Source organism: Pseudomonas sp. 22082 (assembly GCF_052046055.1).
GTDB classification, from domain to species: Bacteria; Pseudomonadota; Gammaproteobacteria; order Pseudomonadales; family Pseudomonadaceae; genus Aquipseudomonas; species Aquipseudomonas pharyngis.
The window spans coordinates 144192-155702 of record NZ_JBQEQB010000012.1 but is presented as its reverse complement, the minus strand read 5'-3'; the positions used below and the strand labels follow the sequence as shown (position 1 = coordinate 155702).

9 protein-coding genes and 1 pseudogene are annotated in these 11511 nt (G+C 63.5%); 6 read left to right on the top strand and 4 right to left on the bottom strand.

All coding sequences use genetic code 11. The annotated features are described in order from the left end of the window. Window positions 1–211 precede the first annotated feature (211 nt). Window positions 212–1300: pseudogene (locus ACTJK9_RS16125) on the top strand (cache domain-containing protein); the annotation flags it as partial. Window positions 1301–1390: 90 nt separating this feature from the next. After that, entirely contained in the window at window positions 1391–2158 is a 768-nt protein-coding gene (locus ACTJK9_RS16120) for a methyl-accepting chemotaxis protein (protein WP_371850984.1), read from the top strand. A gap of 49 nt (window positions 2159–2207) precedes the next feature. On the opposite strand, the gene ACTJK9_RS16115 is transcribed toward ACTJK9_RS16120, so the two are convergent. Further along, window positions 2208–3485 carry an acetyl-CoA C-acetyltransferase gene (locus ACTJK9_RS16115; protein WP_085643975.1) on the bottom strand — a complete coding sequence of 426 codons (1278 nt, stop codon included), beginning with the start codon at window positions 3483–3485 and terminating at the stop codon, window positions 2208–2210. A 177-nt stretch (window positions 3486–3662) separates the two neighbouring features. Between ACTJK9_RS16115 and ACTJK9_RS16110 the strand changes: the two genes are divergently transcribed. The 4 genes from ACTJK9_RS16110 (at window position 3663) to ACTJK9_RS16095 (ending at window position 9546) form a co-directional block, all read left to right on the top strand. Continuing rightward, complete coding sequence (locus ACTJK9_RS16110; protein WP_440814821.1) at window positions 3663–5015, top strand: 3-oxoacyl-ACP reductase; 1353 nt, start codon at window positions 3663–3665, stop codon at window positions 5013–5015. A gap of 2 nt (window positions 5016–5017) precedes the next feature. Beyond that, on the top strand, window positions 5018–5872 hold the full coding sequence (locus tag ACTJK9_RS16105) for a MaoC family dehydratase (protein WP_440814819.1): 855 nt from the start codon (window positions 5018–5020) through the stop codon (window positions 5870–5872). Between the two features lie 306 nt (window positions 5873–6178). Next, entirely contained in the window at window positions 6179–7741 is a 1563-nt protein-coding gene (locus tag ACTJK9_RS16100; RefSeq protein WP_178076452.1) for a collagen-like triple helix repeat-containing protein, read from the top strand. A 134-nt stretch (window positions 7742–7875) separates the two neighbouring features. Next, on the top strand, window positions 7876–9546 hold the full coding sequence (locus tag ACTJK9_RS16095) for a ShlB/FhaC/HecB family hemolysin secretion/activation protein (RefSeq protein WP_440814817.1): 1671 nt from the start codon (window positions 7876–7878) through the stop codon (window positions 9544–9546). A gap of 37 nt (window positions 9547–9583) precedes the next feature. Here ACTJK9_RS16095 and ACTJK9_RS16090 read toward each other — a convergent pair whose 3' ends face one another. From ACTJK9_RS16090 to ACTJK9_RS16080, 3 genes are read right to left on the bottom strand one after another with little or no spacing between them, the layout of a single operon-like run. Continuing rightward, window positions 9584–9856: a DUF3613 domain-containing protein gene (locus ACTJK9_RS16090; RefSeq protein WP_039772498.1), complete on the bottom strand. Its 273-nt coding sequence runs from the start codon at window positions 9854–9856 to the stop codon at window positions 9584–9586. A gap of 16 nt (window positions 9857–9872) precedes the next feature. Continuing rightward, window positions 9873–10592 carry a tetratricopeptide repeat protein gene (locus tag ACTJK9_RS16085; RefSeq protein ID WP_064593262.1) on the bottom strand — a complete coding sequence of 240 codons (720 nt, stop codon included), beginning with the start codon at window positions 10590–10592 and terminating at the stop codon, window positions 9873–9875. Window positions 10593–10626: 34 nt separating this feature from the next. Continuing rightward, entirely contained in the window at window positions 10627–11511 is an 885-nt protein-coding gene (locus ACTJK9_RS16080) for a type II secretion system F family protein (protein WP_440814814.1), read from the bottom strand.

Below are 11511 nucleotides of genomic sequence, written 5' to 3'. Positions count from 1 at the left end.
CTGAACAGATCTCGTAAGAATTTTCTCCCAAGACCTCAATTTCCCCCTTCATCAGCCGAATTCCTCTGAGACAGAGGAACTTGTCCGACAATCGTTCCAAAAAAATCTTCGATGTCGCACCCAGGGAAACGGGTGAGAAATAGGTTTTTCGGCTGCCAATAACCGCGAGTCATCTGCACTGCGTGGGCCTACAAGAAAATCTGGAGCGCGGATGAACATCAAACAGAAGTTGACCTGGGCGTTTGCAATCATCGCCTGCTTGCCCGTGGTGCTGGTCGCCACGCTGGTGGTACTCAACCTGCGCAGCGATGCCCGGGACGATTTTGTCGACAGCAGCGGGCGCGAGATCCGTCAGGTCAGCAATGCCATGCAGCTGTTTTTCGACGGCATCAGCCAGAACGTCGATTACCTGGCGGCGCAGCCGTTGGTGAAGAACGCGGACGGCAGCGTTCGCAGCCGCATGAGCGCCAACGCCGCCGATACCTCCGATGGCGAGATCGACAAGCAACTGTTTGCACTGTTCGAAGGGCTGGCCAAATCCCACCCGGCCTACTCCTACGTGTCCTATGGATTGAACAGCGGCGGCTATGCCTTCTGGCCGGGCGATCCGAAGATGGCCAACTACGACCCGCGCACCCGCCCCTGGTACAAGACGGCCATGGCCAACCCGGGCAAGACCCTGCGCACCGAGGCCTATTACTGGGCTGGCGACGACGCGGTTCTGGTCAGCACCGTGCGGGCGGTCGCCAACCAGTTGGGCGCCCAGGGTGGCGTGGTCAACATTGACGTGTCGCTCAAGCAACTGACCGAGATCGTCAAACAGATCAAGCTCGGTGAAAGCGGTTACCTGATGCTGATGGAAAACACCGGCACGGTGCTGGTCGATCCGAAGCAACCGGAGCACAACTTCAAGCGACTCGACAGCCTCGGCGACGGCTACGCGCAACTGGCCAAGGCCGGCAAAGGCCTGGTTGACATCGAGCTCAACGGCGAACGCTACATGGCCAATGTCTGGCCCTCGGAGCAACTGGGCTGGACCTTCATCGGCCTGATCAAACAGAACGAAGTGATGAGTTCCGCCACCCAACTGACCTGGCTGATCGCAATCATTGCGGCCGTGCTGGCGGTGTTTTTCGCGGTGGTCGGTGCCAGTTTCGCCAGCCTGATCGTGCGGCCGATCCGCAGCGTGGCCAGTGGTCTGGAAGGCATCGCCCAAGGCGAAGGCGACCTGACCAAGAGCCTCGACATTCGTGGCAGCGACGAAACCGCGCAACTGGCCAACTGGTTCAACCAGTTCCTTACCGCGATCCGCAGCCTGATCCAGCATATCGGCGGCGCGGCCGGGAAAATCCTCGCCACTTCGCAGAGCTCGACCCGCGTCTCCGGCGACATGGCCGAAGCCGCCGGACGCCAGCGCGAAGCGGTGGACATGGTCTCGACCGCGTTCCACGAAATGGTCGCCACCGCCAACGAAGTCGCCCGCTCGTGCAGCCAGGCGGCGGAGTCTGCCGACAGCGGCCAGCGCCAGGCCCGCGAAGGTCAGCAGCAGATCGATGCGGCGGTGCACAGCGTCGATCAACTGAGCCAGGAGCTGGAGCAATCGGCGCAGTCGATGCAACAACTGGAGCGCGACAGCAACGACATCCAGTCGATCCTCGGCACCATCCGCTCCATCGCCGAACAGACCAACCTGCTGGCGCTCAACGCGGCCATCGAAGCGGCGCGGGCCGGTGAGCAGGGTCGTGGTTTTGCGGTGGTGGCCGATGAGGTTCGCGCACTGGCCAAACGCACGGCGGATTCGACGGCGGAAATCGACGGGCTGCTGGGCAACCTGGCCAAACGCACCAGCGCGGTGACTCAGCAGATGCGCGCCAGCCTCGATGTGTCTCAGCAATCGGTGGCACGCATCGGCGAAGCGCGAGAAAGCTTCGGTCAGATCCGTGAGTCGGTGGATGTGATTCGCGACATGAACACGCAGATCGCCACGGCCGCTGAAGAGCAGCATCAGGTGGCTGAGGACATCAATCGGCATATCAGCCAGATTCATGGTGATGCGCAGTTGGTGGCGGAGCTGGCGAATTCGGCGCGGCTGGATTCACAGAGTCTGGCGGGGTTGTCGAATGAGCTGGACGGGTTGGTGCGCAGGTTCCGTACCTGAGTAACCTTTGTAATCCCCTCTCCCTTGGGAGAGGGGGCTTCTTGTTCCTTCAGCGCTCGACGATGGCAGTCACCCCCTGCCCCCCCGCCGCACAAATCGAAATCAACCCCCGCCCCTGCCCCGCCGCATCCAGCAACTTCGCCAGATTCGCCACAATTCGCCCGCCCGTCGCGGCGAACGGATGCCCCGCCGCCAGCGAGCTGCCCTTGACGTTCAAGCGGCTGCGATCAATCGAGCCCAGCGGCGCGTCCAGCCCGAGCCGGGTCTTGCAGTAGTCCGGATCCTCCCAGGCCTTCAACGTGCACAACACTTGCGCGGCGAAGGCCTCGTGAATTTCGTAGTAGTCGAAGTCCTGCAAGGTCAGCCCATTGCGCGCCAGCAAGCGTGGCACGGCATAGACCGGCGCCATCAGCAGCCCTTCGGCGCCGTTGACGAAATCCACCGCCGCCGCTTCGCCGTCACGCAAGTAAGCGAGGATCGGCAAGCCGCGTTCCTTCGCCCACTCCTCGCTACCCAGCAGCACCACCGACGCGCCATCGGTCAGCGGCGTCGAGTTGCCGGCAGTCAGCGTGCCTTTGGCGCTTTTCTCGAAGGCCGGTTTCAGGGTCGCGAGTTTTTCCAGGGTCAGGTCCGGGCGCAGGTTGTTGTCGCGGGTCAGGCCGAGGAATGGGGTCATCAGGTCGTTGTGCCAGCCTTCGCTGTAGGAAGCCGCCAGTTTGTGGTGGCTTTCGAAGGCCAGTTGATCCTGTTCCTCGCGGGGGATGTTCCAGGTCTGCGCCATCAATTCGCAGTGCTCGCCCATCGACAGGCCGGTGCGCGGTTCGCCGTTGCGCGGGAAGTCGGGGATCAGGTGTTTCGGGCGTAATTGCAGAAAGGTCTTGAGCTTGTCGCCGGTGGTCTTGGCGCGGTTGGCTTGCAGAAGGATCTTGCGCAGGCCTTCGCTGACGCTGATCGGCGCATCCGACGTGGTGTCGACGCCGCCGGCAATGCCGCAATCGATCTGGCCGAGGGCGATCTTGTTCGCCACCAGCAGCGCCGCTTCCAGGCCAGTGCCGCAGGCCTGCTGAATGTCGTAGGCCGGGGTGGCCGGTGACAGGCGTGAGCCAAGCACGCATTCGCGGGTCAGGTTCATATCCCGTGACAATTTCAGCACCGCCCCTGCGACCACTTCGCCGATGCGCTGGCCGTGCAGGTTGTAGCGTTCGATCAGGCCTTCGAGGGCGGCGGTGAGCATCACCTGATTGCTGGCGGTGGCGTAAGGCCCGTTGGAACGGGCGAACGGAATGCGGTTGCCACCAATGATCGCGACGCGGCGCAGCTGACTCATGAAATGCTCCTTGTGAAATATCCGGTCTGAAAATCGAGCGCTGAAAACCCGGTCGGGCCACAAAAGCGCCGAGGGCAAACTACTCTGCTGTTCTAGCGTAGGCCTTATTGCGTGGATCGAACGATTGATTGCCCTTCGCAGTCCACACTTTGAACCCCATCTTCTGGAGAGCGTTCCATGTCTGACCGCTATATCGACTTCGCCAACTCGTCCATCGGCCACCGTCTGGTCGGAGCCCTGGGCCTGCCGTCGCCGGTGCGGCTGGAACGATGGCAGGCGGGGCGCCTGCGGCCAGTGGACGGTGCGCTGCTGATCGGCGGTGGTCCGCTGGCCGAGCAGGTCAGCGCCTTTGCCAACCGGTTGACCGATGCCATTTATCGCTACGGCGATCAGCCGGCCAGCGCCACCCAATGGATTCCCGGCCATGGCCCGAAACTCAAGGCCGTGGTGTTCGACGCCAGCGATTTGCAGCACACCGACCAGCTGAAGCAGCTGCGTGAGTTCTTCCAGCCGTTGATGAAAAACCTCGACAGCAGCGCGCATCTGGTGATCCTCGGCCGCGCCCCGGAAACCCTGCGTGAACCGTTTGCCGCCAGCGCACAGCGAGCCCTTGAAGGCTTCTCTCGCTCGCTGGCCAAGGAGCTGCGCAGCGGCGGCACGCTGCAATTGATCTACGTGGGCGAAGGCGCCGAGGATCAGCTCGAAGGGCCGCTGCGGTTTTTCCTTTCGCCGAAAAGTGCATTCGTCTCCGGGCAGGTGATCCGGCTGACAGCCTGCGCCACCCAGGTCACCGACTGGACGCGCCCGTTGGCCGGATGTAAGGCACTGGTCACCGGTGCGGCGCGCGGCATCGGCGCCTCCATCGCCGAAACTTTGGCCCGTGACGGCGCCGAGGTGATCCTGCTCGACGTGCCGCCCGCGAAAACCGATCTGGAAGCCCTGGCCGCGCGCCTCGGCGGGCGCGCCATCACCCTCGACATCTGCGCCGAAGATGCTGCCGCGCAACTGATCGAACAGCTGCCGGACGGCCTCGACATTCTGGTGCACAACGCCGGCATCACCCGTGACAAGACCCTGGCCAACATGACGCCGGAATTCTGGGACGCGGTGTTGGCGGTCAACCTCAACGCACCGCAAGTGCTGACCAAAGCCCTGCTCGACAGCGGCACGTTGCGCGATAACGCCCGGGTCATTCTGCTGGCCTCGATCAGCGGCATCGCCGGCAATCGCGGGCAGACCAACTACGCGGCGAGCAAGGCCGGGCTGATCGGATTGGCCCAGGCCTGGGCGCCGACCCTGCTGGAACGCGGCATCAGCATCAATGCCGTGGCGCCGGGATTCATCGAGACCCAGATGACTGCGCACATCCCGTTCGGCCTGCGTGAGGCCGGGCGGCGCATGAGTTCGCTGGGCCAGGGCGGCCTGCCGCAAGACGTCGCCGAAGCCGTGGCCTGGCTGGCACAACCGGGCACCGGCGCGTTCACCGGACAAGCGCTGCGGGTGTGCGGCCAAAGCGTTCTGGGGGCCTGAGCATGAGCATCGAATGGCAAACGCTGCACCACGAACCGAGCCTGCCGGGGCTGTATGCCCGGGCGGCCACCCGACGCAAAATCACCGGCACCACCCTGCCCGACAGCGGCCTGCGCTGCGCCGTCGAGGTCGATGGCAAACGTCTGGCGGCCTATCGCCAGGTCTGCGGTTTCGCCGATGACGGCCTGCTGCCGCCGACCTATCCGCATATCCTGGCGTTCGCCCTGCAGATGCAATTGCTGACGGCCAAAGACTTTCCGTTCCCGCTGCTGGGGCTGATTCATCTGCGCAACCGCATCCGCGTGTTGCGTCCGATGGGCGGGATCAGTCGTGCGCAAGTCAGCGTCCGGGTGCATAACCTGCAACCCCATCCCAAAGGCGCGACCTTCGATCTGCTGAGCACCCTCGACGATCAACTCGGCCCGTTGTGGGAAGCCGAAAGCCAAATGCTCTGTCGCGGCGTGAAGCTTGAAGGCGAACCGGTCGAACAGGCCTGGGAGCCGGCGCTGCCGCTGATGCAAGTGGCGCAATGGAAGGCGCCGGCGGACATCGGCCGGCAGTACGCGAAAGTCTCCGGCGACTACAACCCGATCCACCTCAGTGCCGCCAGTGCCAAGCTGTTCGGTTTCCCCACAGCCATCGCCCACGGGTTATGGAACAAGGCCCGCACGCTGGCAGCGCTGGCAGATCATCTGCCCAAGGCCAACCTTGAGGTCACCGTGCATTTTCGCAAACCGGTGCGCCTGCCGAGCGAGGTGAGCCTGTTCGCCAGCGCTGCCGGCTCCAGCGGTGAGTTGCGCCTGATTGGCGCCGGGGATCTGGAGCACATGGTGGGCAACTGGCAGCCGGTAGCCTGACATCGAGGCCGGGAAAACCTGCTCAATTGTGTATATATCACTTAAGTTTTCCCGCGCCGCACAAACATCCCTCGCCGAAACCCAGCCTTGATTTTCAAGGCTTTTTTTTGCGCGCCTATATCCTCGGTATTAGTCGTTAGGCGGCACTCGCATCCCCCTGCATAAAGGCGTTAATACCAACTTGAGAATGGCGTGGATCCGCCCTTGCGACTGATATGAGCACAACGGACGAAGGCACTGCCGGCAACAGAATCGGCGGGCCATCGAAAACAACAAACGTTGTGACAGGTGCAAGGAATAACGCTCATGAAAACTCAGATGAAAGCTCAGGCGGCATGGTGCAAATCGGCAACGGCACTGGCCCTCATTCTCTCCCTCGGTCTGGCCGGTTGCAGCAGTGGCGGCGGCGGTCATCACAGCAGTTCCGGCAGTTCTTCCCCCGACAGCTCGACTGCAGGTACTGGCGGCACCGGTGGCACGGGTGGAACCGGAGACACCGCGGGCACTGGCGGCACTGGCGGTACCGGTGGCACTGGCGGAACGGGAGGGACAACGGATCCGACCAATCCGACCAATCCCTCCAATCCCACCAATCCGACGGACCCGACGAACCCGACCAATCCCACGACGCCTTCGCTGGTGACGACCACCCTGGTGCAGGACGTCGGTAATACCGTCAGCGGCGTCGGCGATGGCGTCGGCCAGGTCGGTGACTCCCTGAGCGGCGTGCCTGTCGTTGGCGGCGTGGTGCAAAGCGCCGCCAAAACCGCCGGCAACGTAGTGACCACGCTGGGTGACGGCGTAGCCAACGGCATCGGCAAACTGGCAACCACCGACAATGGTCTGGGCGTCACCGCTTCGGCGGTCGGCGGCGTGGTGCAGGATGTGGGCAACGGCGTGTCCGACCTGAGCGGCAAACTGGCCACTGCCACGGGCAGCGTTCCCGTGGTCGGCGGTGTGGTAACCAAGGTCGCCCCAGTGCTAAACGGGGTCGGCGAAAAGGTCACCATGCTCGGCGACACCCTCAGCACCGCCACCACCACCGGCCCGCTCGGCTCGGTGACCAAAGAAGTCGGCAGCAAACTGGTGCCGGTGATTGCCATGGTCGAAAGCACCACGGACAAACTCGGTACGGCTACAGGACTGGGCGCGCCGTTGAACGGTTTGGTCCAGAAGGTCGGCAGCACGGTTGACGGCGTGGGTGACAAGGTCACTGTCGCCGGCAACGGCAACGCCCTGACCAACACCGTCGGCGGCGCCCTGAGCAATGTCGGCACCGCGGTCGGCAAGGCCGGTGGGCTGGTGGACAACGGCACCGGTTCGGGAACAGGCGTCGGTGGCGGTCTGGGCAGCAATGGCTTGCTGCAAACCGTCGGCGGCGCCGTGGTCAACGTCGGCGCCGGCTTGAGCAGCGGCAATGGCACTCTCGCCGCACCCGGTGGCGTGCTGGCGGCGGCCGGCAAAACCGTGGCCTCGCTCAACACCGTGCTCGGCGGTTCGGGCTCGCCGATCACCAGCCCGACCACTCCCCTGGCAACCCTGGGCAACAACGTGGGTGCCGGACTTGCGCCAGTCACCACGGCGGTCACCAGCCTGACCCAGAACGTCGGCGCCGCCACCGGGCTCGGCACTCCGGTCGCCGGTCTCACCGGTCAGGTCGGCGGTGCCGTCGGCAATCTCGGCAACACGATTGCCAGCACCAACAGCAACCCTGTAGTGACGGCGGTCGGCAACACCGTCACCACGGTGGGCAATACGGTCACTGCGGTCGGCGGACTGGTCAACGGTGGCACCGCCACCGGGACTGGCGGCGGACTGGGTGGCGCCCTCGGCGGTCTTACCGGCGCCCTGGGCGGCAACAAACGCTGAATTGCACCTGGCCGATTCGACGGCCGAACCTACAGCGCCTACGCTTGGTTGAGGGCGGAAGATTCCCACGAGTCTTCCGCTTTTTTCTTAGGAGAAAACCCGCCCGGTGCTGGGGTTTGAACATGGAGTGTCCTATGCGCGTTATGGCATCCCTGCTGTTTCTCGGTCTCAGTTGCACAACCCTCGCCGACACCCTGCCCAGCTTTCTCAACAGCAACGAAACCATTCGCAACCTGCCGGTGCCGAACCTGCCCGCCGACGCCTACCGGCCGAACGCCGCGCCGCTGCAAGTGCCGGAGCCCGGCGCCACCGCCGCCCAGCCGCTGCTGATGAGTACAAAGATCAACCTCAGGACCGTGCAGATCGAAGGCGGCACGCTCTACCCGCTGAACGAACTGGCCGAAATCTACAAGCCCCTGATCGGTCGCGAGAGCAGCCTTGCCGACCTGATCGAAGCCACCCGCAACATCACCCGTCGCTACCAGCAGGACGGTTATCTGCTGTCCTACGCCTTCCTGCCACAACAGAACTTCGACGACGGCGTGGCGCGCGTCGTGCTGGTGGAAGGCTACGTGCGGGACGTGCAGATCGCGGGCGACGTCGGGCGGGTCAAAGCCCTGCTCGAGCGACTGGCGGCCAAGCTTCAGGCTGAGCGCCCTCTCACACGCAAGACGTTCGAGCGCTACACCACACTGATGACCCGCATTCCCGGCGTGACGATCCAGGCCCAGGTGCCGCCACCCGGCACCACCGACGGTGCAACGACGCTGGTGGCCCAGGCCAGCCGCAAACCGTTCACCAGCACCCTGAGCACCACCGAAGACAACCGCAACGGCACTCAGGCCCTGCTCGGTATCAGCAGCAATTCACAAACCTCGATGGGCGAACAGCTGAGCCTCAGCGGCCTGTTTCCACCGGGGGATGATCACGAGCGTTACTACCGGCTGGACTACAACCAGTTCGTCAACGACGAAGGTGCGCAACTGAGCCTGTCGGCCTCACGCTACCGGGCCGATCCCGGCACCAACGTAGTGCTGAACAACGGTCTGGAACTCAAGCCGCATCGCGAAAACGACCGTTACTCGCTCGGCTTCAGCCTGCCGCTGATTGCCGCCTCGGATGAACTGCTGACCGCCGGATCGCGCCTGTACGCCGTCAACGACAAGACCCGCTACAACGTGATCGGCTACCCGCTGAGCGTCGAAGAACGCACCGACATCCGCGCCCTCGCCTTCGAAAGCGACTGGCGCAAGGCCGATGCCCGGCAACTGCGCATTCTAAGCGGCGGCGTGTACCAGGGCTTCGACAGCCTGGGCGCGCACACGAACAACAGCGCCATCGACCTCGATTTTTTCCGGGTGCGTCTGTCGGGGGTGCAGAGCGACAAGTTCTTTGATAACTGGCAAGGCGTACTGTCAGCCGCGTTGTACTGGAGCGACGACACCCTGCCCGACAGCGAGCGCGCGGTGTTCGGCGGGCAGAATTTCGGCCGTGGTTATCCCGATGATCAGGCGTCCGGCGACAAGGGCTGGGGTGTGGCTTACGAAATCAACTACAGCTTCAACCGCGACGGCAACTGGGTGCGCATCCTGCAACCGTACTTCGTGCTCGACCGCTCGCGCAGCTGGTTCAATGAATTGCCGGTGCAGGCCAACAACCTGTCATCGGCGGCGGTCGGCCTGAGATTTGGCGATGCGAAGTACTACAACATCGCCCTGGAAGCCGCCAAGGCGATGTCGGATGAAGCGCTGGACTCCTTCAATCGCCGGCCGCGTTACAGCATCAGTTTCAGTTATCAGCTATAGACCGCCGTCGCAGGCAACGCCGGTTGCCTGCGACGAGCTAGTTATTCGTCTCGATCTTGCCCCCGGCATCCGGGTCGTAGAAATCGGGGATTTCATATTTGTACTTCTTCAACCAGCGCTGCATCGCCAGCTCACGCTCGGTGGCCGTGGCCGCCTGCGGATCGGGGGACGCGGCCTTGTTGCGGCTTTGCAGCAACAGCCAGCCTTCGGTTTCCTGCTGCTGTGCCGATGCCGGGCCGGCGTCGATGGCCAGTGCGCCGAGCGGCAGACTCAACAGGCTCAGGCAACACAGGGTCTTGAACGTGTTCATGGCATCTCCTTGAGGCTCACTTGATCGCCGGTTGCGCATCAATCGCCACCGCGACCTGATTGCCAGCGACGGGTCTGGCTCTGACCGGCGACTTGAGTTTCTCCGCACGCGCCTGGGCATCGCTGAACTGCTCCGGCGTCAGGTGCGCGCGGCTGACCACTTCGGCGGCTTGCTGCCAGTTGTTCTGGTAGAGCAGCAGGGTCACCAGATTCAGCGTCGCCAACTGATTGTTCTGCTTCAGCTCGATGGCGGTCAGGAACTCGAAACGAGCGTCCTCGAGCCGCAGCTGATTGAGGTACACCACGCCCAGATCATTGCGGATGTTTTCATTGGTCGGCGCCAGCCGCGCCGCCCGTTGCAGGTGGGCCTGCGCCTGGCCGTTGTCACCACGGGCGGCGTACAACTGGCCCAGGCCATGTTCGGCGTCGGCGTTCAGGCATGTGCCCAGCAGACTGCGATACAACGGCTCCGCTTCACTGCGACCCAGCAGGCGATAGACCTTGGCCTTGCGCAGCCGCACCTCGACGAGGTTGTCGGGCAGACCCTGCAGATTGGCCAGGCTGGCGTGCAGCTTGCCGTCGTTGACCAGATCATCGGCGAGGTTCAGCGACAGCTCCTGTTCGGAGCTCAACTTGCTGCAGCTGGCCGGCGCCAGCATCGTCGTCCACGGTGCCTGACCGTCGGTTGCGCAACCGCCGAGCAGCAACAGGCTAGCCATGACCATCAGTGCTTTCATCAATCGCTCTCCATCGCCATTGTCATTGTCATTGTCAGGACGCAAACGCCCGGGTGATTGCGGTAAAACCGGGGCCCGCCAAAACGATCAGCAAGGCCGGAAAAAGCAGCAGCATCATGACCACCGACATCTTCGCCGACATCTTCGAGATGTATTCCTGCAAGCGTGTCAGGCGTCGGTCATCCAGCAGTTGCTTGAGCGTCAGCAACGACTTCATCGCGCCGCCGCCCTGTTGAATCAGTTGTTGCAGGATCACGCAGGTGTCGGTGAACTCATCCACCGCCAGCATCGCGGCCGCCTTGTTCAACTCTTGTCCGAGTTCCAGGCCCGAGTCGACACGGGCCAGGATCAGACGCAGTTCGCCGGTCAGTTCCGGCAGCAGTTTTTGCCCCTCGCTGCTGAGTACACGCAGGGCCTGCTCGACGGCCATGCCGGACTCGAACAGGATTCGCAGCAGGGGAATAAACGTCGACACTTCCACCGCAATGATTTTCTGCCGACGGGCAGCGGCATACGCCAGCAGGCGTTTGGGCAGCAGATAGCCGACGCCGGTGGCGATCATCGGCACCAGCCAGCCGTTGGGTGCGAGGGGGAAAAACACCTCTTTCAGAAACACGCCCAGCCCCAGCGTCAGCAGCGGCGTGCCGATCTGGCAGGCGGCAAACAGCGAGCGCTCGCTGGCCCGGCGCCAGCCGAGCCGGCTGAGCAGGGTCTGGGTTTCACTGTCGATGCTCACCGAGCGCTGGCCGAACCGGCTGCTGCCCAGTGCCCGCAGCCAGCTGGCGAAACGGTTCTCGCGCACCAGGTGCCCCTGCAGACGCTGATTGACCTGACGCACCCGGCGCCGCTCGGTCAGCAGGTGATTGCCGACCAGCAACAACGCCCCGAGCAACAGCATGAGACTGGCCAGCATCAGCAT